Annotated in this window: 21 protein-coding genes and 1 tRNA gene; 15 read left to right on the forward strand and 7 right to left on the reverse strand. The window is 63.1% G+C overall.

What is annotated here, in order from left to right:
• Nucleotides 1–12 precede the first annotated feature (12 nt).
• Entirely contained in the window at nt 13–933 is a 921-nt protein-coding gene (trhO, locus tag NKI22_RS08340; RefSeq protein WP_352481954.1) for an oxygen-dependent tRNA uridine(34) hydroxylase TrhO, read from the reverse strand.
• Nucleotides 934–1,102: 169 nt separating this feature from the next.
• Here trhO and NKI22_RS08345 point away from each other — a divergent pair, with 169 nt between their 5' ends.
• Nucleotides 1,103–1,741: a 2-dehydro-3-deoxy-phosphogluconate aldolase gene (locus NKI22_RS08345; RefSeq protein WP_352481952.1), complete on the forward strand. Its 639-nt coding sequence runs from the start codon at nt 1,103–1,105 to the stop codon at nt 1,739–1,741.
• Between the two features lie 42 nt (nt 1,742–1,783).
• Here the strand turns inward: NKI22_RS08345 and NKI22_RS08350 are convergent.
• From NKI22_RS08350 to NKI22_RS08360, 3 genes are all read right to left on the reverse strand, one after another.
• A tRNA-Gln gene (locus NKI22_RS08350) sits at nt 1,784–1,857 on the reverse strand.
• Between the two features lie 104 nt (nt 1,858–1,961).
• Nucleotides 1,962–3,812, reverse strand: a complete 1,851-nt coding sequence (locus NKI22_RS08355) for a peptidoglycan L,D-endopeptidase MepK (RefSeq protein WP_352481951.1) — start codon at nt 3,810–3,812, stop codon at nt 1,962–1,964.
• Nucleotides 3,813–4,171: 359 nt separating this feature from the next.
• Entirely contained in the window at nt 4,172–5,734 is a 1,563-nt protein-coding gene (locus tag NKI22_RS08360; protein ID WP_352481950.1) for a sigma-54-dependent transcriptional regulator, read from the reverse strand.
• Between the two features lie 152 nt (nt 5,735–5,886).
• Between NKI22_RS08360 and NKI22_RS08365 the strand changes: the two genes are divergently transcribed.
• The 6 genes from NKI22_RS08365 (at nt 5,887) to NKI22_RS08390 (ending at nt 12,084) form a co-directional block, all read left to right on the forward strand.
• On the forward strand, nt 5,887–7,722 hold the full coding sequence (locus NKI22_RS08365) for a M3 family oligoendopeptidase (RefSeq protein ID WP_352481949.1): 1,836 nt from the start codon (nt 5,887–5,889) through the stop codon (nt 7,720–7,722).
• Nucleotides 7,723–8,113: 391 nt separating this feature from the next.
• Nucleotides 8,114–8,923, forward strand: a complete 810-nt coding sequence (locus NKI22_RS08370; RefSeq protein ID WP_352481948.1) for a helix-hairpin-helix domain-containing protein — start codon at nt 8,114–8,116, stop codon at nt 8,921–8,923.
• Between the two features lie 158 nt (nt 8,924–9,081).
• Complete coding sequence (locus NKI22_RS08375) at nt 9,082–10,233, forward strand: aminodeoxychorismate synthase component I (protein WP_031194349.1); 1,152 nt, start codon at nt 9,082–9,084, stop codon at nt 10,231–10,233.
• Nucleotides 10,182–10,844 (forward strand): aminotransferase class IV family protein, encoded by a 663-nt coding sequence (locus NKI22_RS08380; RefSeq protein ID WP_352481947.1) that lies wholly within the window; start codon nt 10,182–10,184, stop codon nt 10,842–10,844. Before NKI22_RS08375 ends, NKI22_RS08380 begins: the two co-directional genes overlap by 52 nt.
• A 17-nt stretch (nt 10,845–10,861) precedes the next feature.
• The gene (locus NKI22_RS08385; protein ID WP_023720190.1) at nt 10,862–11,149 is read left to right on the forward strand and encodes a YciI family protein; all 288 of its coding nucleotides are present in this window, start codon (nt 10,862–10,864) and stop codon (nt 11,147–11,149) included.
• On the forward strand, nt 11,146–12,084 hold the full coding sequence (locus tag NKI22_RS08390; protein WP_352481946.1) for a heme-dependent oxidative N-demethylase family protein: 939 nt from the start codon (nt 11,146–11,148) through the stop codon (nt 12,082–12,084). Before NKI22_RS08385 ends, NKI22_RS08390 begins: the two co-directional genes overlap by 4 nt.
• A gap of 98 nt (nt 12,085–12,182) precedes the next feature.
• Here NKI22_RS08390 and NKI22_RS08395 read toward each other — a convergent pair whose 3' ends face one another.
• Together NKI22_RS08395 and NKI22_RS08400 are read right to left on the reverse strand one after the other, a co-directional pair.
• Entirely contained in the window at nt 12,183–12,626 is a 444-nt protein-coding gene (locus tag NKI22_RS08395; RefSeq protein WP_352481944.1) for a DUF6640 family protein, read from the reverse strand.
• 15 nt (nt 12,627–12,641) lie between these two features.
• On the reverse strand, nt 12,642–12,968 hold the full coding sequence (locus NKI22_RS08400; RefSeq protein WP_156948115.1) for a MoaF-related domain-containing protein: 327 nt from the start codon (nt 12,966–12,968) through the stop codon (nt 12,642–12,644).
• Between the two features lie 195 nt (nt 12,969–13,163).
• Between NKI22_RS08400 and NKI22_RS08405 the strand changes: the two genes are divergently transcribed.
• The 8 genes from NKI22_RS08405 (at nt 13,164) to NKI22_RS08440 (ending at nt 22,971) form a co-directional block, all read left to right on the forward strand.
• The gene (locus NKI22_RS08405) at nt 13,164–14,213 is read left to right on the forward strand and encodes a LacI family DNA-binding transcriptional regulator (protein ID WP_352494711.1); all 1,050 of its coding nucleotides are present in this window, start codon (nt 13,164–13,166) and stop codon (nt 14,211–14,213) included.
• 191 nt (nt 14,214–14,404) lie between these two features.
• The gene (locus NKI22_RS08410; RefSeq protein ID WP_352958361.1) at nt 14,405–15,610 is read left to right on the forward strand and encodes a hypothetical protein; all 1,206 of its coding nucleotides are present in this window, start codon (nt 14,405–14,407) and stop codon (nt 15,608–15,610) included.
• A 122-nt stretch (nt 15,611–15,732) separates the two neighbouring features.
• Nucleotides 15,733–17,178 carry a homospermidine synthase gene (locus NKI22_RS08415; protein WP_352815577.1) on the forward strand — a complete coding sequence of 482 codons (1,446 nt, stop codon included), beginning with the start codon at nt 15,733–15,735 and terminating at the stop codon, nt 17,176–17,178.
• Between the two features lie 187 nt (nt 17,179–17,365).
• On the forward strand, nt 17,366–17,740 hold the full coding sequence (gene omp10, locus NKI22_RS08420; RefSeq protein WP_023720183.1) for an outer membrane lipoprotein Omp10: 375 nt from the start codon (nt 17,366–17,368) through the stop codon (nt 17,738–17,740).
• Between the two features lie 303 nt (nt 17,741–18,043).
• Nucleotides 18,044–20,209: a 5'-nucleotidase C-terminal domain-containing protein gene (locus NKI22_RS08425; protein WP_352958363.1), complete on the forward strand. Its 2,166-nt coding sequence runs from the start codon at nt 18,044–18,046 to the stop codon at nt 20,207–20,209.
• 151 nt (nt 20,210–20,360) lie between these two features.
• Complete coding sequence (gene hemH, locus NKI22_RS08430; RefSeq protein WP_023719099.1) at nt 20,361–21,425, forward strand: ferrochelatase; 1,065 nt, start codon at nt 20,361–20,363, stop codon at nt 21,423–21,425.
• A 129-nt stretch (nt 21,426–21,554) separates the two neighbouring features.
• The gene (locus tag NKI22_RS08435) at nt 21,555–22,502 is read left to right on the forward strand and encodes an SPFH domain-containing protein (protein ID WP_023719098.1); all 948 of its coding nucleotides are present in this window, start codon (nt 21,555–21,557) and stop codon (nt 22,500–22,502) included.
• Nucleotides 22,503–22,506: 4 nt separating this feature from the next.
• Nucleotides 22,507–22,971 (forward strand): NfeD family protein, encoded by a 465-nt coding sequence (locus NKI22_RS08440; protein ID WP_023719097.1) that lies wholly within the window; start codon nt 22,507–22,509, stop codon nt 22,969–22,971.
• Between the two features lie 7 nt (nt 22,972–22,978).
• On the opposite strand, the gene NKI22_RS08445 is transcribed toward NKI22_RS08440, so the two are convergent.
• Entirely contained in the window at nt 22,979–23,980 is a 1,002-nt protein-coding gene (locus NKI22_RS08445) for a KpsF/GutQ family sugar-phosphate isomerase (RefSeq protein ID WP_023719096.1), read from the reverse strand.
• Nucleotides 23,981–24,066: the final 86 nt, after the last annotated feature.

A 24,066-nucleotide genomic window follows, 5' to 3' on the forward strand; every position in this document is an offset into this window, starting at 1 on the left:
CTTGACGTGAAGCTAACTTCCGATGTGACGATCGCCGCGCGCTTGCGCCAGCTCGACCTGGCGCTGGCGCTCGGCATAGCGGGCGCGATCCTCCTCCGAGCGGGCATCGAAGCAATGCGGGCATGAAACGCCGGTTGCATATTCCAGCGACAGCCGGTCTTCTGCGGCTAGCGGATGCCGGCAGGCGCGGCAGAGTTCGGCCTCGCCTTCGACCAACCCGTGCGATACCGAAACGCGCTCGTCGAACACGAAGCATTCGCCTTGCCAGAGGCTCTGTTCGGCGGGCACGTCTTCGAGATACTTCAGAATGCCGCCCTTGAGGTGGAAAACATCCTCGAAGCCAAGCGACTTCACATAGGCCGTCGCCTTCTCGCAGCGTATGCCGCCGGTGCAGAACATGGCGACCTTGCGCCCCTCGAGCTCATGCCGATGCTGCTCGACCCAGGCCGGGAATTCGCGAAAGCTGGCAGTGGCGGGATCGACAGCGCCCTTGAAGGTGCCGAGCGATACCTCGTAGGCGTTGCGCGTATCGATGACGATGGTGCCTGCATCCGAGATCAATGCGTTCCAGTCGGCCGGCGCGACATAGGTGCCTGCACCTGCCGCCGGGTCGATATTGTCCACGCCCATGGTGACGATCTCGCGCTTCAACCGCACCTTCATGCGGTGGAATGGCATCGCTGCGGCGCTGCTGTATTTGATCTCGAGGCCGGCGAGACCTTCGATGGATTCGAGATGACCGATGAGCGCCGCGATTGCCGCTTCACTGCCGGCGACCGTGCCGTTGATGCCCTCACGCGCCAAAAGCAGCGTGCCTTTGATGCCGCGTGCGCAGCAGAAGGCGGCGAGCGGCGCGCGCAGCGCCTCGAAGGTGTCGAGCCGGGCGAAGCGGTAAAGCGCGGCAACACGGAAGGCTTGGCCGGACAGTGTCATCTCCAAGCCACTAAACGCTCACGACAGCCGGATCAAGGCAGAGCCGGGAGCGGTCTGCCCGCGACGGGTTTCGAACACCACGCGTGACATCGCGACACGCCGCGTTTCGTGGACAGAAAAACCGCCTTCTGCTAACCGGTCGACTTGATCAACAGAGGAGAGACGACGAATGCCCAGCACGACCGAAAAGCTCCTGTCGCTCCTCAACGGCCAGCCGGTCATACCGGTGCTGAAGATCGCCAATCCCGCCGACGCGGTGCCGCTGGCCCGGGCGTTGGCCCGCGGCGGCCTGCCGGCGATCGAGATTACGCTGCGCACCGCCGACGCGCTGGAGGCGATCCGCCGGGTGGCGGGCGAGGTCGAAGACGCCGTCGTCGGCGCCGGCACCATCCTGGACGCCCGCCAGTTCGGCGAGGCGGCGGCCGCCGGTTCGAAGTTCATCGTCAGCCCCGGCATCACCCGCGAGCTTCTCGCGGCAGCCAAGGACAGCGAAGTGCCGTTGCTGCCCGGTGCCATCACGCCGGGAGAGGTCATGGCCGCGCGCGAAGCCGGCCTGCGCTTTCTGAAATTCTTCCCGGCCGAACAGTCGGGCGGCATCGCCTCGCTCAAGGCCTTCGCCTCGCCGCTCGCCGACGTGAAATTCTGCCCGACCGGCGGTATCACCGGCCAGAATGCCGCCGACTATCTCAGCCTGCCCAACGTCATCTGCGTCGGCGGTTCCTGGGTGGCGCCGGACGATCTGGTCAAGGCCGGCAAATGGGACGAGATCGAAGCCTTGGCGCGCGCCGCGAGCAAGCTCGGGCGCTAGCATCGCCGCCGATCTGGCCTGCTGCCGATCTGGTTCGCCGGCTGGTTCCCGCTCATGGGCTCGAACCACGATTCACGCCTTCAAAGGGCGCTGTCCTACCATTAGACGAAGCGGGAGAATGCTGACCTTGGTTAGCATCCCGGCACGAAGGAAGCCAGTGCCGGCGGTGGCGGCAGCCGCGCCGGTTGCCAGCGCGGCCTCTACGATATTTGCCCAGCTGTTATTCGGTCTGGAAGCGGGCCACCGACATGAACTTGACGGCCTTGCCGGTGAACCGGTTGGCGTCGGCCATCTCGTTGCCCGGCTGGAAGCCGACGGTATAGACCTCGCTCGGTGCCGTACGGACGAAGTCGTAAGCATAGCGCGGCGCCGTTGTCGCGTCTGAAACGGTCGCGACATACTCGCCGCTGTGCAGCGCCCAACGGGCAGCCTGCGGCGCGGCAGCGACCACCACCGGCTTGGGGCCTGGTTTCAGGTCGCGGGCGGTGGCCCTGGGTTCCTTGCGTGTGGTCTTCACGCCCGCGCCGATGACGGCCGTCGGGTCGGAGCCGGCCGGGCGGGCAACGATGGCCTTGCGCGGCGACGCCCCGTCGCTCGATGCGTCGTCACTCGCCGGTTCCTCGAACACCGATGCTTGCTCGGAAAGCGAAGCGACTTTGTATTCGTCGGTCGCGCTGACCCGTTCCAGAACGGCCTTGACCTCGTCGGGCTGCGAACTGTCGGGCCGCGCCGACGGCAATACCGAGAATGCATCGGTGGCGGTGTTGCTCCGCTCGGCCGCACTCGCGAGCGCCAGCAATACTTGCTTGTCCTGCGGCGCAAGACCAGCCGACGAAAGATCGGCCGGCAGCGAATGATCGGGCCGCCAACTCGGCACGGGAATGTTGTTTGTCGCGACCTGCACCGGGCCGGCCGTAGCCGACGCGTCTGCCATGCCGAACGGAACACTTGCCGACGCCACACTTGCCGGCGCTTGCGCGGTTGCCACCGCCTGTTCGGTGGATGCAGTCGCATCCGCCACGCCGAACGGAACGTTTTCAGGCGGCTGGGCACCGATGTCGGCCTTCGGGCGCGGAGCAAAATCCGGCAGCGGAATGCTGCGCGCCGGCAATGCCGCGATGATCGTCTCCGGCGTGTCGTTCTCCGGTTCAGGCGCAGGCGCCGGAGCATCGGCGACTTCCGGAATCTCGGCACGCTTGGCATCCCGAGGCGCCACGATGGCGATGCCAGGCAGATTGCTGCTCTTGGCCGACGGCGCTGGCTTCACGTTACGGGGCTTTGGCGCTGGCTCGGCCATCGCCACATCGGCGCTGTCGTCCGCCTCGTCGTCGCCGCCGCCGAAGAAGGCTGCCAGGAAGCCGCGGGATTTTTTTCCACCGCCGCTTGCGCTGGCCAGTTCGATGGCCGGCGCGCCGGCGCCCTTACGGGCCTTGTAGGAGGCGAGCGCCTGTTGATAACCGGGCAGCGGCTTGCCGTCGCTCGGCACATGCAGCGTCTTGCCGTTGGGGAACACGCGCGCCAGTTCCTGGCGGCTGATGCCGGGCCAGTGGCGCACATTGCCGACATCCATATGCACGAAGGGCGAGCCGGAGCTGGGATAATAGCCGACGCCGCCGCCCTGCATCCTGAGGCCGATGTCGCGCAGCTTCTTCAGCGGCACACCGGGAATGTAGAAATCCATCGCCCTGCCGAGCATGTGCTGGCTCTTCTCGGCGACGCCCCTACTGCGGCTGCGCAGCATCGAATTCGTCGACGGCGAACGATAACCGCAGACGACCTGGATATAGTCGGTGGCGCCGCTCTCCCGATAGGCTTCCCAGACCAGGTCCAGCAGGCGCGGATCCATCTTGGTCGGCTCGTTGCGACGCCAGTCGCGCAGGATGATGTTGATCTTTCGCAAGCCCGCTTGATCGTAGCGGCCGTTGCGCTTGTAGACGATCTCCGCCTTTTCATGCGTGTGGAGATGATAGAGCTTCAGCGAACGTGTCTCGGCGCCGGCGCCGGTTGCCGCCGCTGCAAGGAACCCGACGGCAACAATCACCGCTGCCAGCCATCTCGGCCAGACGCTCATGTGATAATGCCGCCCGTTTTTGTGTCGTTCGATTCTGTTCAAATCAAAAGGCCTTGCAGGCTGCCGTTTTGTCCCCGGATTTGACCAAACGGATGCGTTAGATGTGCATCCGAATATCGATCCTAATGGTTAATCATCGCTTATTGAAGCCGAAATGCGGTAACACCGTGGCGATATCCCGCCAAAAATATTGCGCAGGATATCTTGGTAAACCGCTGGTTTAGATCATGTTTTGGCGCCAGCTCGAAACACGATCTGTTACCGTCCGCCTTAATACGTGAACATTGCGGCGAACACGTCATTACGAGACTCAGTTGCCTGGAATGATGTCCGGATGAGAACCGGCTTGGCCCTGTGACTCAGGAAGCGAGCCTCTCGAAACGGCCGGTCTCCGGGTCGATGCCGTATTCCTTGAGCTTGCGGTAGAGCGTCGACCGGCCGATGCCGAGGCGGCGGGCGACCTCGCTCATCTGGCCGTTGTAGTGGTCGATGGCGAGCTTGATCATTTCGAGCTCGACATCGGCCAGCGCACGCACATTGCCGCGGTCGTCGAGCGCCCGCAGTGTGCCGAAGCGGGGTCTGGCCGGCGCGTCGGGCTCGGCTGCGGCGGCGCCGACGGCGGCCGGGACGTTATCACGCGGCAGGCTGCCCGAAGCCAATCCGGAAGCTGGCCACCCTGAAGCTGGCCCTCCTGAAGCTGGCGAGGCGATATCCGCATCGAGATTGACCGTGCCCTCGACCTGCGCCCGGATCTGCGGGAACTCTTCTTCGGTCAGCATGTCGCCCTCGGCGAGCACCGAAGCCCGGAAGACGGCATTTTCGAGCTGCCTTATATTGCCCGGCCAGTCATAGGCCTGCAGCATGGCGAGCGCCGCAGCCGAGATGCCTCGCAGACGGTGGCGCGGATCGGCGGGCGCCACCTTCTCCATGAAGTGCTCGACCAGATGGGGAATGTCGTCGCGACGGTCGCGCAATGGCGGCACGAAGATCGGATAGACGTTCAGACGATAAAACAGATCCTCGCGGAACTTGCCGTCCTTGACCTGCTGCAGCAGGTTGCGATGGGTTGCCGAGATCAGCCTGATGTCGACCCTGACGGTCGAGCGCCCGCCAACCGGATCGACTTCGCCGTCCTGTACGGCGCGCAACAGCTTGACCTGCACGTCGAGCGGCAGGTCGCCGATTTCGTCGAGGAACAGCGTGCCCGAATGCGCTTCGACGAACTTGCCGGTGTGTTTTTCGGTGGCGCCGGTGAACGAGCCCTTTTCGTGACCGAACAGGATCGATTCGACCAGATTGTCGGGGATGGCGCCGCAATTGACGGTGACGAAGGGTTTCGAGCGGCGGTCGCCGCTGCCCTGGATGGCGCGCGCCACCAGTTCCTTGCCGACGCCGGATTCACCCTCGATCAGGATCGGAATGTTGGACGCCGCCGCCTTGCGGCCGAGCCGGATCACCCGATCCATCGCCGGACTGTGAGTGATCATGTCCTTGAACGTCAGATGGCCGCCGCGCTGCCGTGACGAGCGCTTCACTTCGCCTTCGAGCGCTTCGACCTTGAGGGCATTGCCGATCGACGCCTGCAGCCTGTCGGGAGAGGCCGGCTTGACGACGAAGTCGAAGGCGCCGTGACGCATTGCCGAAACGACGGTTTCGATGCCGCCCTGGGCGGTCTGCACGATGACGGGGATGTGGATGCCGCGCTCGCGCATTGCCTTCAGCACGCCGATGCCATCGAGGCCCGGCATCATCAGGTCGAGGATGACCACCGAGACGTCGCGCGCATTGGGCCCGTCGACAACATCGAGACCGGCCTCGCCGCCATCGGCGACGATCGCGGTGTGGCCGAATTTCGTCACCGCTGCCTCGAGCAGCCTGCGCTGCACCGGATCGTCATCGACTATGAGTATGGAAGCTGCCATGACTGATCCGACCGTGCCCGCCCGAGAATGCGCCCTATGGATCATCTTGGCACAGGGTTCTAAATAAGCTTTCAAAAAACCCGGTGAATGAATTCCTTAGGATTTGACCGGCTTCTCGTTTCCTCGAATTTTCGTGTTTGGAAGGATCGGCAATGCGCATGGTTTTTGCTCGAAAGCTGGCGGCGGCGTCCAGTCAGGGCGTGGCGGAGCTTGGCGACCTGCCGGAATGGAATCTGGCCGATCTCTATTCGGGCATGGAAGCGCCCGAGTTGAAGCGCGACATCGCCAAGGCCGCCGCCGATGCCATCGCCTTCGAGAGCCGTTGGAAAGGCACGCTCGCCGCCGAGGCCGGGCGTGGCAGCGCCGGCAGGCTGGGCGAGGCGCTCCAGGCCTATGAAGCGCTGGAGGAGCTGATCGGCCGGATCGTCTCCTATGCCGGGCTTGTCTATGCCGGCAACACGTCGGATCCGCAGCGCGCCAAGCTCTATGGCGACATCCAGGAAAAGATGACCGATGCCAGCGCGCACCTGCTGTTTTTCGCGCTCGAGCTGAACCTCATCGACGATGGCGCGATCGAAAACGCACTCGCCGCCGATCCGGCCTTCGCCCACTACCGGCCCTGGGTGCTCGATCTGCGCAAGGACAAGCCATATCAGCTCGAAGACCGCATCGAGCAACTCTTCCACGAAAAGTCGATCACCGGGCGCGGGGCCTGGAACCGCCTGTTCGACGAGACGATGACCGATTTGCGCTTCGGCCTCGACGGCGAGGAGTTGACGCTTGAGCCGGCGCTCAATCGCCTGCAGGACGCCGACGGCGAGGTGCGCCGCCGGGCGTCCGAAGCGCTGGCCGCAACTTTCCGCAAGAATTTGCGCGTCTTCACGCTGATTACCAACACGCTGGCCAAGGACAAGGAGATCTCCGACCGCTGGCGGGGCTTCGAGGACATTGCCGATTCCCGCCATCTCGCCAACCGCGTCGAACGCAGCGTGGTGGACGCACTCGCCGCGGCGGTTCGCGACGCCTATCCGCGCCTGTCGCATCGCTATTATGCGATGAAGGCGCGCTGGCTCGGCATGGACGTGATGAACCATTGGGACCGAAACGCGCCCCTGCCGGAGACCCCGCAGGCGGTCATCGGCTGGGACGAGGCCAAGAACACCGTGCTTTCCGCCTATCAGCGCTTTTCACCCGACATGGCGGAGATCGCCAGAACTTTCTTCGACCGCAACTGGATCGATGCACCGGTGAGACCCGGCAAGTCGCCTGGTGCCTTCGCCCATCCGACCGTGCCTTCGGCGCATCCTTATGTGTTGCTCAACTACATGGGCAAGCCGCGCGACGTGATGACGCTGGCGCACGAGCTCGGCCACGGCGTGCACCAGGTGCTGGCCGGCGGCCAGGGCGCCCTGATGGCGTCGACGCCGCTGACGCTGGCCGAAACCGCATCGGTGTTCGGCGAAATGCTGACCTTTCGCTCGTTGCTCGAGCAGACCACCGACAAGCGCGAACGCAAGGCCATGCTCGCCCAGAAGGTCGAGGACATGATCAACACGGTCGTGCGCCAGGTCGCCTTCTACGAGTTCGAGCGCAAGGTGCATGCCGAGCGCAAGAGCGGCGAATTGACCTCCGACAAGCTCGGCCAATTCTGGCTGGAAGTGCAGGCGGAAAGCCTCGGGCCGGCGATCAAGCTACGCGAGGGGTACGAGGTTTTCTGGACCTATATCCCGCACTTCATCCACTCGCCTTTCTACGTCTATGCCTATGCATTCGGCGATTGCCTGGTGAACTCGCTCTACGCGGTCTACCAGAACGCCGAGCGCGGCTTTCAGGAGAAATATTTTGCCATGCTGCGCGCCGGCGGCACCAAGCATCATTCCGAGCTTCTGGCGCCGTTCGGCCTTGACGCGGCGGACCCTGCCTTCTGGCAGATCGGGCTTGGTGTGATCAGCGGACTGATCGACGAGTTGGAAGCACTGGACAAGTGATGCGCAACACTGGGTGATGCGCAACACCGGGTGACCGGGTTTTCCAGAACAGTTTAGCTGCAATGCATATTGACGATGGTTCTATTCTTGTCTTGGATATTTGTTCTTAAATAACTTTCCATGGAAGTTTTCCGTTAGATTCCCGTAAGCTGTATGATAGCGTCCGCCCTCAAGCTCAGCCGGGCACGAATGGATCCGGTCGGAAAGTCCCGACCGGTCATGGCGCGTCGGCGGATGCGACAACGGTTGTTGGCCAGGGGCAAACCGGTCGCCGACAGCTCGATCGAAGCCGGCTGTTCTGCAAATTGCGGAACCACCATCGAATGGTCCTTCGCCGAGGTCATGCCTCCACAGGCCAGGGCGGACGGATCGGACTGGAGAGAGAAAGACAATGGGCACTTTTTTCTACATGCTCCTGGCGTTCCTGGTAGGTGTGTTGGTTGGCTGGTTCATTTGGGGACGCCTGCGTGGCGAACTCGACAGTTTGCGCGGCGATCTCGACCGCACGCGCAGCGAACGCGACAGATTGCGGGCCGATAGCGACCGTCTGACCGGTGAGTTGGATGCATGCGGCCGCGCCCGCGCCGACCTCGAGCGGCGGCTGGGCGAGGCGCCGGCCGCCAAGGCGCCAACCGCGAAGGCGGCAACAGCCAAGGCGCCAGCCGCCAAGGCCGGCGCGACCAAGGCGGCGATGCAGGCACCGTCAACCCTGATGTCGACATCCGCGCCGGCCAAACCGGCGCCGAAGAAATCTGCAACGGCCAAGGCTGCGACCGCGCCACGCACAAGTGCGGCGAAAACGGCAACGCCGAAGCCGGCTGCATCGAAAGCGAGCGCCGCACCCAAGACTGCGCCAGCGGCAAAAAAGCCTGCGCCAGCGGCAAGCAAGGCTGCGCCGGCGGCAAAGAAAGCCGCGACCGGCAACGCAACGACCGCAGCGGCGGGCAAAGCCAACGATCTGCGTCGCCTGATCGGCATCGGCCCGACCAACGAGCGGCTGCTCAAAGGGCTTGGGGTCACGACCTATGCCCAGATCGCCGCCTGGACGCCCGACGATGTCAGGCGGATCGAGGCGACGTTGAATTTCGACGGCCGCATCGAACGTGAACGCTGGATCGAGCAGGCGAAACTGCTTGCCGCCGGCGACGAAAAGGAATTTGCGCGCCGCTTCCCGACCGCGGGGGAAGCCAGCAACACCTGATCCATCGCAAGGCGGCATTTGGAACAAGGCGGCGCTCTCGGGCGCCGCTTTTGTTTTTGCCCCGCCGCGCCTTTGCGTCTTGAGACGCCGTTCCCTCGATTGCGCACGGTCGAGCCCCCATATAGATCGATCGCTGGTGACCGCAGCATCCGAGCCTTATGTCCCTGCCCCTGCCCTTTGCAATTTTCCGGAACGACGAGACCGCGCGTCAGCTCGTTTTCGACCGGCCGGCCGAGATCATCTCGGCGCATGGCGAGGCGGACTTCCTGCCGGCGCTTGAAGCCGCGCAGGCTGCACATGATGGGGGCAAATGGCTGGCCGGCTATTTCTCCTACGAGGCCGGCTACCTGCTCGAGCCCAAGCTCGTTCCGCTGCTGCCAGCCGGCCGCCGCGCCCCGCTTTTCTGCCTCGGCGTGTTCGACCCGCCGGTCGAAGAGACGGTCGCGCCAGGCGATCTGCCGGCTAGCAACGGCCCAATCTTCGACCCCAAGGCAGCCTGGTCCTCGGACGACTACGCCAAACGCTTTGCCAGGCTGCATGACCACATCCGCAAGGGCGACTGCTACCAGGGCAATCTGACCTTTCCGGTCCACGCGCAATGGTCGGGCGATCCGCTGGACGCCTTCAACGCGCTGACCGAACGCCAGCCGGTGAAGTATGGGGCGCTGGTCGCGCTTGGCGATCCGATCGTCTTGTCGCGTTCGCCGGAACTGTTCTTCGAGGTCGACGCGGAAGGCATGATCGAGACGCATCCGATGAAAGGCACTGCGCCGCGCGGCGCCACCAAGGCGGAGGACGATCGCCTGAAAGCGTTCTTGCGCAACGACGAGAAGAACCAGGCCGAGAACCGGATGATCGTCGATCTCCTGCGCAACGACATCTCACTGATCAGCGAGGTTGGCACGCTCGATGTGCCGGAGCTTTTCCGCATCGAGAGCTACCCGACGGTCCACCAGATGGTGAGCCGCGTGCGGGCGAAACTTTTGCCCGGCCTCGCCATCCGCCAGATTTTCGCCGCGCTGTTCCCCTGCGGTTCGATCACCGGCGCGCCGAAGATCCGTGCCATGGAGATCCTGCGCGAGCTGGAAGGTGGCCCGCGCGATGTCTATTGCGGCGCCATAGGCTGGATCGCCCCCGGCGGCCGGATGCGCTTTTCGGTGGCGATCCGCACCATCTCGCTCTTTGCCAATGGCGAGGCAGTCTACAATGTCGGCGGTGGCGTCGTCTTCGATTCGACAGCCGAAGAGGAGTACCAGGAGTGTCTGCTGAAAGCCCGTTTCGCGACGGGAACACTGCCGATCTCGAACTGATCGAAACAATGCGCTGGGAACCCGGCTCGGGTTTCCTCCGTTTCGACCGCCATCTCGCGCGGCTTTACGGCTCGGCAGACGAACTCCGCTTCGGCTGCGACCCGCAACGGGTCGGTGAAGCGCTGATGAATGCGGTCGGCCGCCAGCACATTGCGTTGCGCACTCGCCTCGTCCTGTCGCGCAAGGGCGATGTAGCGGTTTCGGTGCAGCCCTACGCGCCGCTCGCCGCAGACAAGGTCTGGACCGTGCAGCTGGCGCGCGTGCGGCTTGATTCGAGCGATATGCTGCTGCGCCACAAGACCAGCCGCCGACAAATCTATACGCGCGCCCGCGCCGAATATCTCGCCGGCCGGGCCGACGAGGTGCTGCTCGCCAATGAGCGCGGCGAAATCTGCGAGGGCACGATCACCAATGTCTTTGCCGAATTCGGCGACGGCGTGCTGGCCACGCCGCGGCTCGATTGCGGCCTGCTGCCTGGCGTCCTGCGCGGCGAACTGCTGGATCAAGGCCGCGCCCGCGAAGCAATCTACACATGGAGCGAACTGAAATCGGCCAAGGCGCTGTTCGTCGGCAACTCGCTGCGCGGATTGATCCCGGCGCGGCTGGGCTGAAGCATCGGGAGACAACAATGTTCGTGGTTTCGCTGAAGTATACGGTGCCGCTGACCGAGATCGACAGCCTGCAGCAAGCGCATGTCGAGTGGCTGAAGGCCTGTTATGCGGAAGGCATTTTTGTCGCCTCCGGGCCGAAGCGGCCGAGGACCGGCGGCATCATCATCGCGCGCGGTCCACGCGACGTGCTCGATGCCAGACTGGCGGACGATCCCTTCGCCAAGGCAGGCGCCGCCGATTACGAAATCACCGAATTCACGGCGAGAATGGCCGCTGCCGCACTGGAAGCCTACAAAGAAGCATGAGTTTCCGCCCACCGACCCACACACCCTATGACGGCTCGTCGAAACTGTTCACCATCGGGCTGAAGCCGCTCAATCTAGATAGATGGATCGAGATCGACGAATATCTGCTGCCCTATCTTGCCGAGAAACGCCGGCTTTATGCCGAAATTCCAGACAAGGTTTTTGTCGAGGAGCAAGCCACACGCGATGCCCAACGCGAAGTGCTCGATCTGCTCGGTGCGCATCTGGCGGCGAACTTTCCTGGGACCCACAGGCGTACCGACAACGGGATCGTGGTGATCGGCGGCACCGACAGTCTTGTAGGCTCAGGCACCGCAGCTTCTTTCAGCGATGCGCCGCTTGTCGCGGCCTCGTTGCTCGTCCAGGAGGATTTGATCCTGATGCGCCGCGACGAGAGCGGCTGGCGTCTGGCGGCCGGCTCGCTCTGCTTCCCCTCGTCATGGTCGCTGACCGAAAAATTCGGCAAGCCGCTGCAGCAGATCCACGCGCCGGTACCGGGTTTCGGTCCAGGCACACGCCCGGCCGATCTCATCAACCGCATGTTCGACGGCCTCCAGGGCCAAGCCGTCGAGCGCTACAACTGGTCGATCCAGGCGGGCGACGCGCTCTACCATCCGCTCTCCAATGTCGAACGCATCGACCGCGCCAGCAGTCGCCCGTCGAGATTCCCGGACGGTGACATCGACGCCCATGCCTTTATCCGCGTCGAGCGGCAGACGCTGAGAAAGCTCCCCGTTTCGGGCGACGTACTCTTCACCATCCGCATCCATCTCGACCCGCTCGCCGTGCTGGAGCGCCACCGCGACCGTGCGGCGCTCGCAGCGTCCTTGGCCGAACAACTTCTGGCGCTGGACGAGGCCCAGCTCGACTACAAGGGGATGACCGCCGATCGTGACCGGCTGGTCGCGTGGCTTAGGGCGCTGGCGCTGTCCTAGAGCAGTTCATCGTTTCACGGAAACGCCGAACCGCTCCACCTCTTTGTTCTTGCGCAATTCCGGACGGAAAACCGTCTCACACTTTTCCCGGAATTGCCCTAAATCGCAGCCAGGCCCAGCAGCAGGATCGCCGACATCGCGGTAAAGACGGTGACGTTGACATCCCACCGCCAGCCCGCCGGTCCAAACGGCGGCCGGAACGGCGGGTAGCCGTTCTCGTCATACAGCACGCCACCATAGATCGACCGCGAGAGCATGGCCGCGAAGAATGCCCCATACATGGCCGCGGCCAATCCGCCGGCGAGATAGAGCCGCTCGGCTTCGAGTTGCCCCTTGATCCAGATGAGTCCGAGGGCAATCAGCGCCACCCCGGTATAGCTCAGCACCTGCCAGACGACGTGAAACCGGGCATGGGGAGTCCACAGTGGATTGGTGGCGTGGGTGGCGTTCAAGTCGGCTTTGATCGTGGCTACACCGTAACCCACGGTCGCGACGCTCAGCAGAATTCGAGCAAGCAGATGACTGTCATAAGCGAGTTCCATCGCATTTTCCTCCCCTCACGCCGGAACGGCTTGAATGGCGCCCTGAGCACAGAAGAGCTGCCCATCGGCCAGCCGCGCATAATTATGGACGATCCGGTTCTCGTGATCCTGCAACTGCACAATGAAGTTGCCGCTCTGCTCCGTCCAACTCGCGAGCACGAGATTCGGACGCACGCTGGTCAGGCCGACCTTGACCACCTCGTCGATTTCAGTGGTCCCGATCGACGCCTGGATATGCAATTCCTGCGGCGAAAGAAACGTCAGCCGCGGTACGAAGGGGCCGAAAACGCAGTCGAAAGTCTTGCCTACGAGCGAGGCTGGAAAAGCATCGGTTTCTGCCATCATCCTCTCCTTGGGCATTGGCCGCTGCGACCATGCCATGTGACGATTCTCGGTGTCTCAGTCGCAGAAACACCCTCAGTATATGCTCTTGGAGCGCTCCAAGGAGCACGATCCCCCTATTTTGGTTTTGAGTCAATAAAATTCTTGGAGCGCTCCAAAAAATGGTCTACCTCAGGGAAAACGAGTGAATCGCCAATGCCCACCCTAGCCGATGTCGGCAAGGCTGCCGGAGTTTCCCGGGGGACTGTCTCCAACGTCTTCAACCGGCCGGAGCTGGTCAGGCCCGAATTGCGCGAGCGCGTCGAAGCGGCCGCGCGAGCGCTCGGGTTTGGCGGCCCCGATCCGAAAGGACGATTGCTGCGGGACGGCAAGTTCAATGCGATCGGGTTCATGCCGCCTGGCGCCTACGCCATCTCCGAAGTGATGAGAAGCCCATACGGCCGCGAGCTGGTGCTCGGCGTTTCGCTCGCCTGCGACGAGGCTGGAACGACGCTCAGCCTTGTAAACGGCACCGACAACACGCGCTTCGCCAGCATCCGCGATGCCCTGGTTGACGGCTTTATCCTTGGTCACAGCGCCGACATTGGTCTCATAATTTCGGTCCAGAGACGCCGTCTGCCCTTCGTCATTCTCGAAAGCGACGCAGGTCCCGACATCAATTCGATAAAGATCGACGGCAGGAGTGGCGCGGTTGCTGCCGTCCGGCACTTGACCGGGCTGGGGCACCGGCATTTTGCCATCCTTTCGGTGCGCCGGTCTCCCGGCCCGCCGATTGTCCACATGCCCGGAAAGGCAACGCGCCCGCTTCTGGCCGGCTTCCCGCTCGACGATGAAAGGCTCGACGGTTTCAAACAGGGTTTGGCGGAGGCGAATTTGTCGATCGACGATGTCCCGATCATCGAGACGATCCCGGGCGAGCCATCTGCCGGAGCAGTGGTGTTCGACAGGGCGCCTGAAGCAACCGCGATCCTGACCATGTCGGACTGGCAGGCGATCACGATCCTGGACGAGGCGGTTCGCCGCGGCATAGACGTGCCGGGCCACGTGTCGGTCGTCGGCTTCGATGGCACCGCTGAATCCGCACGCACCACGCCTCCGATGACCACTGTCGCACAAGACGTGATCGGAAAAGGCCGGCTTGCCGCCCGAATGGTCCTTGACAATGAAGCCCCCCGCCAAGTCGTTCTGCCGGTAGAACTGGTGGTTCGAGCCTCCACAGCCGCGCCGAGGACAAAAACCCGCTGAAACGGGCGGATGCGCCATCCGCACCAGGGGCGGCGCTCGCCGCGTCTTTTCGCTGAGCAGCCTCAGGTGCGGGACGAGGCACAACTTGACTATAAGGACCTGACAGCCGACCGTGACTGCTGGCGCAAGACAGCTGTAACTTGCGGCTTGGGGGAAAAATGATCCAGCATCTTAGCAGGCCGGTCACGTTAATGGCCGCGATCCTGGTACTGTCGACAGCAGCCGAGGCGGAGCCGGTGACTTATGCCGGCAAGCTTGGAAAGAGCGATATCGTCGTCGAATTCACCGGCGACCCCGCCGCGCCCGGCGGCCCGCTGGCCGGCCGCTATTTCTACCGCTCGAAGGGCGTCGACATCCCGCTGCAGGCCCGGTCTCAAAAGGGCAGCAAGTTCGAACTGGCCGAGGAGGAGGCATGCGGCGCCGACAATTGCGATGACGGAAAGGCTGCGCCGATTGCCGCCGTCTGGCGCCTGGCCTCATCCAGTAACGGCAAAACCCTTGAAGGCAGCTGGAACGGAAAGAGCGCGCTGCCGCTCAGATTGGAACGGGTCGCAAGTCGGCAGGTGACCGAGAACGAGCCCAGCAGCCCGCTCGATCTCTACGATTTCAGCTTCATGAAGTTCTTCGGCAATGACACGCCGCTCACCATGGAAACGTCCCCTTATGACTATCTGCGGGTGGACACTCAGCTCGATAACGGCAAGACGACTGGTTGGCCGGACGCAACCTACCGCTATGTCGTCGACCCCCGCACCAAATTTGCCACGCCGCGCATTGTCGAACTGTCCGGCGACGTTCCAATCGAGGCCGCGAACGCTCTGCTGCAAGACAGGCACTGGCGCGCCAACATCGGCGCACTGGGCTGCGTGGCGGCGCAATATGCCGGTTTCAACGAAGGCGGGCCGATTGACGGTGTGAACGGCGGCACACTCGGCGGCTATGAGGACAGCACATTCGAAGTGACCTCGCTGACTCCGCGGCTGATGAGCTGGCGGGAGTCCGGCAGCATCTTCTGCGGCGGAGCGCATCCGACCAACTATTCGGACGCCTACATCATGGATGTGCGGCGCGGCGTCCTGCTCGGCCTTCAGGACATTTTCTTGGATACGATAGATGGCAAGCCCGGTCCTTCCCTCGCCTCCTTCGTCAAGCAGCGGCGCAAGAAACCGAGCGATCAGACCGATATTGATCACGAAGCCGAATGCGGCATCGACGATCTGATCGACGAAAATTTGGCTGCCAGCCTCTGGCGCGAGGGCGACAAGCAGGTTCTGGTGTTCGGGCTCCAGACCCTGCCGCATGCCATCCAGGCCTGCGCCGACGATCTGCTGGAACTGCCGGTCTCCGAGGCACGTGCCCTCTTTAAGCCGGAGTTTGCAAGTCTGGTCGAGCCGTAGCCGGGATGGCGCGGCGTAACGCCGGCCGTCCGATTTTCGCTTTATTGTGACAATGATCTATGGTTTGTCGCGCCGCGGCCAAGCCGCTGTTCCGAAGCGTTTTTTGAGGGAGTAATCGATAAATGGCGAATGAAAACTGGCCCGTTTACGGTGAGATCACCGGCCCTGTGGTGATGATCGGCTTCGGCTCGATCGGACGGGGAACGCTGCCGCTGATCGAGCGCCATTTCAAATTCGACAAGTCGCGCATGACGGTCATCGACCCGCGCGACACCGACCGCAAATTGCTCGACGAGCGCGGCATCACCTTCATGCAGGACGCGGTGACCAAGAAGAACTACAAGAAGCTGCTGACACCGCTTTTGACCAATGGCGGCGGCCAGGGCTTTTGCGTCAACCTGTCGGTCGACACTTCCTCGCTCGAACTCATGAAGCTCTGCCGCAAGCTTGGCGTCCTCTATATCGACACGGTGGTCGAGCCCTGGCTCGGCTTTTATTTCGACGAAAAGGCCGACAATGCCTCACGCACCAACTATGCGCTGCGCGAGACGGTGCGTACTGAAATCGCGAAGAACCCAGGCGGCACCACGGCGATCTCGTGCTGCGGCGCCAATCCGGGCATGGTCTCGTGGTTCGTCAAGCAGGCGCTGGTCAACCTCGCCACAGATCTTGGCCTCGATTTCTCGGAGCCCGCGCAGCACGATCGCGAAGGCTGGGCCAGGCTGATGAAGAAAGCCGGCGTCAAGGGCATCCATATCGCCGAGCGCGACACCCAGCGCACCAAGAAACCCAAGCCGATGAACGTGTTCTGGAACACCTGGTCGGTCGAAGGCTTCATTTCGGAAGGCCTGCAGCCGGCCGAGCTCGGTTGGGGCACGCATGAGACGTGGATGCCGAAGAACGCCAAAAAACACAAGAACGGCTCGAAGGCCGCGATCTTTCTGGAGCAGCCCGGCGCCAACACGCGCGTGCGCACATGGTGCCCGACGCCCGGTCAGCAATACGGCTTCCTGGTGACGCATAATGAGGCGATTTCAATTGCCGATTTCTTCACCTTGCGCGGCAAGAAGGGCAAGGTGCAGTACCGGCCGACCTGCCATTACGCCTATCATCCCTGCAACGACGCCGTGCTGTCACTGCACGAGATGTTCGGTGCCGCCGGCGAGGCTCAGCCCGTGCATCACGTGCTCGACGAAAACGAACTGGTCGATGGCATCGACGAACTCGGCGTGCTGCTCTACGGTCACGCCAAGAACGCCTACTGGTACGGCTCGCAGTTGTCGCTGGCCGAGGCGCGCAAGCTGGCGCCCTACCAGAACGCCACCGGCATGCAGGTCACGTCGGCGGTGCTGGCCGGCATGGTTTGGGCGCTGGAAAATCCCGAGGCCGGCATCGTCGAAGCCGACGAGATGGATTACAAGCGCTGCCTCGACGTGCAGAACCCATATCTCGGGCCGGTCAGGAGCTATTATACCGACTGGACACCGCTCGACAATCGACCTGGTCTGTTTTCCGAGGACCTCGACACCAAAGACCCGTGGCAATTCCGCAACATCCTCGTTCGATAGCAGCATTGCGTCGACACTCCGCCAGCTTGCAATCGCCCGGAAATCGGGCGATTGAAGAGGAGCGGCCTAGAGCGACGTGCGTCCATTTGGACGCACAAAGTACGCTCTAGCACTTTGAATGTGAGCATCGTGCTTTCCGAAAATCGGATCGATTTTCGGGCCGATGCGAGAGGAGAGGATTTTGAAGATGACGATCGCGCAAAGACTGCTTTCGGCTGGCATTGCCGCGGCCGCTACGGTCGCGTTGGCGGCCTGCACCACAACCGGCCCAGGCGAGCCGCCGGTGATCACGGCCAAAGGGGTTGAAGGCTCCTGGATCGACGCGCAGGGCACGGGCTTGTCCACCTTCAAGGGCGGCAGCTTCGCGACCGTCGCAACCGACACCGGCCAGAAGCTTGCCGATGGCAGCTACACCATGACCGGCGGCACCTCGGTCGAGATCCATGGCACTTCGCTGATCCGGCAGACGCCGATCAGCTTCAACTGCCTGATGGTCTCCACAAGCCAGCTCAATTGCACCAGCGCGAGCGGGCAGAATTTTGTGCTGACCAGGCGCACCTGAAATCCGATTCCGAATTGACTTTGCAAAAGGGCGGCGGCTTCAAGCCGCCGCTTTTTACGCCGGCAAAGCCTTTTTACGCCGGCAAAGCTGATGCCGATTTCCGCTTGCATCGACTGAAACGCGATGTGAACATGGCCCGAGAGGGCTGTTACATCCCAGTCAAACAAGAGCTTTAAACGCGTCTGCGCATGACCCCGAAAATCGGAGTCGATTTTCGGAAAGGATCATGCGCAAAATAAAATTGGTACTTTGCGCGTCCCAAATGACGCGCGGCGCTGTACTCAAGTTATCCGGGAGACGAGAATGAAGAAGATCGCTGCCATCGCCGCGCTGTCGGCATCGGCGCTTGGCCTGTCGGCAGGCGTATCCTTTGCCGACTACACGCTGAACATCCTGCACATCAACGACTGGCACAGCCGCATCGAGAGCAACAACAAGTATGAATCGACCTGCTCGGCCGAGGAGGAGACCAAGGGCGAATGCGTCGGCGGCGCCGGCCGCCTGGTCACCGCGATCGCGCAGGAGCGCAAGAAGCTGCAAGGCCAGAACGTGCTGCTGCTCAGCGCCGGCGACAATTTCCAGGGCTCGCTCTTCTACACGACCTACAAGGGCAAGACCGAAGGCGAATTCCTCAACCAGATGAAATTCGATGCCGAGGTGGTCGGCAACCATGAGTTCGACGATGGCGAGTCGGCGCTGGCGCCGTTCCTCGACATGATCCAGTTTCCGGTGCTCGGCGCCAATGTGAAGGCCAATGCGCAATCCAAGCTCGGCGACCGCGTCAAGCCGTCGATCGTGGTCGAGGTCGGCGGCCAGAAGATCGGCATCGTCGGCGCGGTCACCAACGACACGCCGGAGCTTGCCACGCCTGGCCCGAACATCGCCATCGAGGACGACGTCAAGTCGATCACCGCCGAGGTCGAGAAACTGAAGCGAGAGGGCGTCAACAAGATCATCGCGGTCACCCATATCGGCTACAAGCGAGAACGCGACGTGATCGCCAAGATCCCGGGCGTCGACGTGGTGGTCGGCGGCCACAGCCACTCGCTGCTGTCCAACACCGACCCCAAGGCGGAAGGCCCTTATCCGACGATGGTCGACAATCCGGACGGCTACAAAGTGCCGGTCGTGCAGGCGGCGTCCTATTCGAAATATCTCGGCGAGTTCAAGGTCGTCTTCGACGACAATGGCGTCGTCAAAGAGGCAAGCGGCGATCCCATTCATCTCGACAAATCGATCACGCCCGACCCCGCCGTGCTTGCCCGCATCAAGGAACTCGGCGCCCCGATCGAGGCTTTGAAGAACAAGGAAGTCGCCGAGACCACCAAGGCGATCGACGGCAGCCGCGAAAACTGCCGCGCCCGCGAATGCGAGATGGGCAATCTGGTCTCCGACGCCGTCCTCGACCGGGTCAAGGGCCAAGGTGTCGAGATCGTCATCTCGAATGGCGGCGGCTTGCGCGCCTCGATCGACCAAGGCACCGTCACCATGGGCGAGGTTCTCACTGTGCTGCCGTTTCAGAACACGCTGGCGACCTTCCAGATCACCGGCAAGGATCTGGTTGCCGGCCTGGAAAGCGGCCTCAGTCAGGTCGAGGACGGCGCCGGGCGCTTCCCGCAGGTTGCCGGCCTGAAATATGCGTTCGACAAATCGGCGCCGCCTAATGGACGCGTCAAATCGGTCGAGGTCATGGAAGGCGGCGCCTGGACGCCGATCAAACCGGACAAGGACTATCTGGTCGCCACCAACAACTATGTCCGCCAGGGCGGTGACGGCTACAAGGTATTCGCCGAGAAGGCCAAGAACGCCTATGATTACGGCCCGGGGCTGGAACAGGTCGTCGCCGATTACCTCGGCGCGCACCGGCCCTATACGCCGAAGCTCGACGGCCGCATCACCGAGATCGCCGCGACCGGAGCCCCGGCCGCGGAACCAGCCAACCCGGCCGAACCGCCAAAACCTGCTGAGGCAGCGCCGATAAAGCCTGCTGAGCCGGCAATGCCCGAAATGCCGGCCGGCTCCGGCGACATTTCCAAAACACCACCGGCCGTCCCGGCTGAAACCGCGCCGGCGGCCCCCGCACCCGCCGAGCCGGCCCAGCCGGCGGCACCTGCGGCTCCGGCCACACCGGCTCCGGCCACCCCTGCTCCGGCTGTACCGGCCAAACCGGCCGAGACGGCGCCTGCCCCGAGTCAGCCGGCCCCGAGTCAGCCGGCCCGGAGTCAGCCGGCCCCGAGTGAACCGGCCCCAAGTGAGCCGGCAAAACCTGCCGAGCCCTCCAAGCCGGCTGAGCCGGCACCGGCCGAAAGCAGCCATGTAATCGTCGCCGGCGATACCTATTGGGATCTCGCGGTGAAGGCCTATGGCGACGGCACCAAATGGAAAATGATCTTCGATGCCAACAAAGCCTACGAGCCACGCCGGCTGCCGGTCGGCGCAACCTTGACTATCCCGGCGGCCTCGAAGTAATCCGGCCGCAGGAACGCAATGCACCCGCCCGGCAAACCGGGCGGGTGCTGCATTTCTGGGATAAGGTGCGGCCAGACGCTGCATTTGAAAACCGGCGCGGCATCGCTACCTTCGCCGCGGCACCGCTGGTTTCGCGGTGTTGGAGAACCCCATGACGCTTGCCAACCCTGCTGAAAGCAAAGCCGAAACGACCGCCGGCGCGCTCCCGGCAGGACACCCTCCGGTCGGGACAGGCAAGGTCGGTGTCATGCTGATCAATCTCGGCACCCCGGACGGCACCGACTTCAAGCCGATGTGGCGCTATCTCAGGGAATTCCTGTCCGATCCGCGCGTCATCGAACTCAACAAGGCGGTCTGGTATCCGATCCTCTACGGCCTGGTCCTCACCACCCGGCCGAAGAAGTCGGGCGCCAACTATGCCAGGATATGGAACCGGGAGCGCAACGAGTCGCCGCTGCGCACCTATACCCGTGCCCAGTCCGAGAAACTCGGGCTTGCGCTTGGCGATTTATCCCATGTGATCGTCGATTGGGCGATGCGCTACGGCAACCCTTCGACCGAGAGCGTGGCCAACAGACTGGTCGAGCAAGGCTGCGACCGCATCCTGTCTTTCCCGCTCTATCCGCAATATTCGGCGACGACGACTGCGACCGCCAACGACCAGTTGTTTCGCGCGCTGATGAAGATGCGCCGCGCCCCGGCCATTCGCAGCGTGCCCCCCTATTACAACGAGCCGGCCTATATCGAGGGGCTCGCCCGTTCGATCGAAGGGCATCTGGCGAGCCTCGACTTCGATCCGGAAATCGTCATCGCCTCCTATCACGGTATTCCGAAATCCTACTCCGACAAGGGCGATCCCTACCAGGCGCATTGCCTGGAGACGACGCGGCTGCTGCGCGAAAAGCTCGGCTGGGATGAGAACAAGCTGATCACCACCTTCCAGTCGCGCTTCGGCGCGCAGGAATGGCTGCAACCCTACACCGACAAGACAGTCGAAAGACTGGGGCGCGAAGGCGTGAAATCGGTCGCCATCGTCAATCCGGGCTTTTCCGTCGATTGCATCGAGACGCTGGACGAGATCGGCAGGGAAGCGGCCGAGACCTTCCACCATGCCGGCGGCGAAAAGTTCGCGCACATCCCTTGCCTCAACGACAGTGCAGAGGGCATGGCGGTGATCGAGGCAATGGTGCGGCGCGAGCTGTCCGGCTGGGCTTGAATGGATCCCGCCGTCCATGCACCCGCAATCCGTGATCACCTGATTGTAACATTGCTGAAACACACTTAAGTGTTTGGTGGAATCGGCCGCGTGGCAATGTCCAACATGGCCTTTGAGGGGAGAGCCAAAATGGGTTTCAGTGGTTTCGATATTGCGCTTCTTGTTCTTGTCGCCCTTGTCGTGCTGGTGCTTTTCAAGGGCATCCGGACAATTCCGCAAGGCTACAATTATACCGTCGAACGCTTTGGCCGTTACACCAAGACATTGAGCCCGGGCCTCAACCTCATCGTGCCCTTCGTCGACCGTATCGGCGCCAAGATGAACATGATGGAGCAGGTGCTCGACGTTCCGACCCAGGAGATCATCACCCGCGACAACGCCACCGTGGCCGTCGACGGCGTTGCCTTCTATCAGGTGCTCAACGCGGCGCAGGCCGCCTACCAGGTCGCCGGCCTGCAGAACGCTATCCTCAATTTGACGATGACCAACATCCGCACCGTGATGGGCTCGATGGACCTCGACGAGCTGTTGTCAAACCGTGATGCCATCAACGAGCGCCTGCTGCGCGTCGTTGATGAGGCCGCGCACCCCTGGGGTATCAAGATCACCCGTGTCGAGATCAAGGACATCAATCCACCGGCCAATCTCGTCGAATCGATGGGCCGCCAGATGATGGCCGAGCGCAACAAGCGCGCCCAGATCCTCGCCGCCGAAGGCCTCAAGCAATCGCAGATCCTGGAGGCCGAGGGCCGCAAGGAAGCCGCCTTCCGCGATGCCGAGGCGCGCGAGCGCTCGGCCGAGGCTGAAGCACGCGCCACGCAGGTGGTATCGGAGGCGATTTCCAAGGGTGACGTGCAGGCGCTCAACTACTTTGTCGCGCTGAAATACACCGAAGCGCTGACCAGGATCGGTGCAGCGACAAACAGCAAACTCGTGCTGATGCCGATAGAGGCTTCCTCACTGATCGGCACGCTCGGCGGCATTGGTGAAATCGCCAGGGAAGTTTTCAAGGGCGAAGGCACCGCCAGTCCAGCACGACAGGCCCGCCCGCCCGTGGTTCGTCCCAGCGAGACCTGAGGCCATGTTCGATCGCATCATTTCCGAACTCGGTCCGTGGAGCTGGATGGTCCTCGGCTTCGTCCTGCTGGTGATGGAGGTCGTCGCGCCGGGCATTTTCATGCTGTGGATCGGCATTGCCGCGCTGTTGATCGGCGTCGTCTCGCTGCTCATCTGGGACGCCGGTTTCTGGAGCTGGCAGGTCCAGGTCCTCGCCTTCCTCGCGCTGTCGCTGGTCTCGGCCTATGTCGGCAAGCGGCTGGTGGGCGGGCGGCATGAGGAAACCGACCAGCCGCTGCTCAACCGGCGCGGCGCGCAGATGGTCGGCCGGACGGCGACCCTTGCCGAGCCGATCAAGGATGGGCGCGGCCGCATCAAGCTCGGCGACACGTTGTGGCGCGTCTCCGGCCCTGACCTGCCGGCCGGCACGCAGGTGCGCGTGACCGGTGCCGCCGACACCGACCTGGAACTGACGGTCGAGGCAGTCTAGAAGCCCGCTAGGCAGCACCGATGCGCAGCAGGTCGTGCAGATGGACGAGCCCGATCGGCCGTCTGCCTTCGACCACCATCAGGCTGGTAATGGCAGAATCGTTGATCGTCTGCAGCGCCGTCGCAACCAGTGTGTCGGGCGCCGCCATTTTTGGCTCTCTGGTCATCACCTGATCGACGCTCATGGCCAGAAGATCGCTGCCGATATGGCGCCTGATGTCGCCATCGGTGATGATGCCGATCAGCTTGCCGTCCGCCGAAGTGACCGCCACGCAGCCAAACCCCTTGCGCGACAATTCGAGGATCGCCTCGCGCATGCCGGTGCCGGACGACACCAGAGGCAGCCTGTCGCCGACATGCATGATCTCGCGGATCTGCGTCAGGTTGGCTCCGAGCTGGCCGCCGGGATGGAACGTTCGGAAATGGTCCGGGGTGAAGCCGCGCGCCTCGAGCAACGCGATGGCCAGCGCATCGCCCATCACCATTTGCAGCAGCGTCGAGGTCGTCGGCGCAAGGCCGTGCGGACAGGCTTCCGGGGCTCGCGGCAGCAGAAGCACCACGTCCGCTGCACGCGCCAGAGCCGATTTTTCGCCGGCGGTGACCGCGACCAGCGGGATCGAGAAGCGCCTGGAATAGGCGATGATGCCCTTGAGCTCGAGGCTTTCCCCCGACCACGACAGGGCGATGATGGCGTCGTTCCGAGCGATCATGCCGAGGTCGCCGTGATTGGCTTCGGCAGGGTGGACGAAGAAGGCCGGCGTGCCGGTCGAAGCGAGCGTTGCGGCGATCTTCGAGCCGATATGGCCGCTTTTGCCGACCCCGGTGACGATGACGCGGCCATCGATCTGCGACACCATGTCGACCGCCCGTGCGAACGGCTCGGCCAGCCCGTTTTCGAGCGCGTCTGCCAGTGCCGCGACGCCGGCCTGCTCTGTCGCCACCGTTCTCAGCGCCGAGGCAATCGCGGCCTGCTCGTCGAGCGGCTTCCTGTCTGGGGATTTCACGTCCATGGACGATGCGATTAGCGCTTCGGCGCGCGCCTGTCCAACGGAATTGCCGCCCAGAACACCTTGGCGGGCGATCCCTCAACGCTCCG

It is taken from the genome of Mesorhizobium sp. M0778 (genome assembly GCF_040320105.1).
Taxonomy (GTDB): Bacteria; Pseudomonadota; Alphaproteobacteria; order Rhizobiales; family Rhizobiaceae; genus Mesorhizobium.

Excerpts from the sequence above, each read along its gene's own strand:
- trhO (WP_352481954.1), bottom strand. The coding sequence starts at position 933 with ATGACACTGTCCGGCCAAGCCTTCCGTGTTGCCGCGCTTTACCGCTTC.
- NKI22_RS08345 (WP_352481952.1), top strand. The coding sequence starts at position 1,103 with ATGCCCAGCACGACCGAAAAGCTCCTGTCGCTCCTCAACGGCCAGCCG.
- NKI22_RS08355 (WP_352481951.1), bottom strand. The coding sequence starts at position 3,812 with ATGAGCGTCTGGCCGAGATGGCTGGCAGCGGTGATTGTTGCCGTCGGG.
- NKI22_RS08360 (WP_352481950.1), bottom strand. The coding sequence starts at position 5,734 with ATGGCAGCTTCCATACTCATAGTCGATGACGATCCGGTGCAGCGCAGG.
- NKI22_RS08365 (WP_352481949.1), top strand. The coding sequence starts at position 5,887 with ATGCGCATGGTTTTTGCTCGAAAGCTGGCGGCGGCGTCCAGTCAGGGC.
- NKI22_RS08370 (WP_352481948.1), top strand. The coding sequence starts at position 8,114 with ATGGGCACTTTTTTCTACATGCTCCTGGCGTTCCTGGTAGGTGTGTTG.
- NKI22_RS08375 (WP_031194349.1), top strand. The coding sequence starts at position 9,082 with ATGTCCCTGCCCCTGCCCTTTGCAATTTTCCGGAACGACGAGACCGCG.
- NKI22_RS08385 (WP_023720190.1), top strand. The coding sequence starts at position 10,862 with ATGTTCGTGGTTTCGCTGAAGTATACGGTGCCGCTGACCGAGATCGAC.
- NKI22_RS08390 (WP_352481946.1), top strand. The coding sequence starts at position 11,146 with ATGAGTTTCCGCCCACCGACCCACACACCCTATGACGGCTCGTCGAAA.
- NKI22_RS08395 (WP_352481944.1), bottom strand. The coding sequence starts at position 12,626 with ATGGAACTCGCTTATGACAGTCATCTGCTTGCTCGAATTCTGCTGAGC.
- NKI22_RS08400 (WP_156948115.1), bottom strand. The coding sequence starts at position 12,968 with ATGGCAGAAACCGATGCTTTTCCAGCCTCGCTCGTAGGCAAGACTTTC.
- NKI22_RS08405 (WP_352494711.1), top strand. The coding sequence starts at position 13,164 with ATGCCCACCCTAGCCGATGTCGGCAAGGCTGCCGGAGTTTCCCGGGGG.
- NKI22_RS08410 (WP_352958361.1), top strand. The coding sequence starts at position 14,405 with ATGGCCGCGATCCTGGTACTGTCGACAGCAGCCGAGGCGGAGCCGGTG.
- NKI22_RS08415 (WP_352815577.1), top strand. The coding sequence starts at position 15,733 with ATGGCGAATGAAAACTGGCCCGTTTACGGTGAGATCACCGGCCCTGTG.
- omp10 (WP_023720183.1), top strand. The coding sequence starts at position 17,366 with ATGACGATCGCGCAAAGACTGCTTTCGGCTGGCATTGCCGCGGCCGCT.
- NKI22_RS08425 (WP_352958363.1), top strand. The coding sequence starts at position 18,044 with ATGAAGAAGATCGCTGCCATCGCCGCGCTGTCGGCATCGGCGCTTGGC.
- hemH (WP_023719099.1), top strand. The coding sequence starts at position 20,361 with ATGACGCTTGCCAACCCTGCTGAAAGCAAAGCCGAAACGACCGCCGGC.
- NKI22_RS08435 (WP_023719098.1), top strand. The coding sequence starts at position 21,555 with ATGGGTTTCAGTGGTTTCGATATTGCGCTTCTTGTTCTTGTCGCCCTT.
- NKI22_RS08440 (WP_023719097.1), top strand. The coding sequence starts at position 22,507 with ATGTTCGATCGCATCATTTCCGAACTCGGTCCGTGGAGCTGGATGGTC.
- NKI22_RS08445 (WP_023719096.1), bottom strand. The coding sequence starts at position 23,980 with ATGGACGTGAAATCCCCAGACAGGAAGCCGCTCGACGAGCAGGCCGCG.